This is a genomic window from Brevibacillus sp. (assembly GCF_003521185.1).
Classification (GTDB): domain Bacteria; phylum Bacillota; class Bacilli; order Brevibacillales; family Brevibacillaceae; genus Brevibacillus; species Brevibacillus parabrevis.
This window is the reverse complement of record NZ_DOTK01000084.1, coordinates 21,878-22,128: the sequence shown is the minus strand read 5'-3', so window position 1 is coordinate 22,128 and position 251 is coordinate 21,878. Positions and strand designations below refer to the sequence as shown.

At 50.6% G+C, this 251-nt stretch carries 2 tRNA genes; both read left to right on the top strand.

Features of this window, described 5'->3' with window-relative positions:
• Positions 1 to 52: 52 nt before the first annotated feature.
• Positions 53 to 128 (top strand) — tRNA-Phe (locus tag DEP07_RS25465).
• A gap of 5 nt (positions 129 to 133) precedes the next feature.
• A tRNA-Trp gene (locus DEP07_RS25460) sits at positions 134 to 207 on the top strand.
• Positions 208 to 251: the final 44 nt, after the last annotated feature.

The window sequence follows — 251 nt, the reverse complement described above, 5'->3', positions numbered from 1 at the left end:
CCCGTCAGCTCCGCCATTTCTTGACAAAAAGAATGGCGTATGCAATAATTATGGCTCGGTAGCTCAGTCGGTAGAGCAGAGGACTGAAAATCCTCGTGTCGGCGGTTCGATTCCGTCCCGAGCCACCATGTGTAGGGGCATAGTTTAACGGTAGAACGAAGGTCTCCAAAACCTTTGGTGTGGGTTCGATTCCTACTGCCCCTGCCATTTTTAAAAAGCAATAGTGAATATGGCGGTCGTGGCGAAGGGGT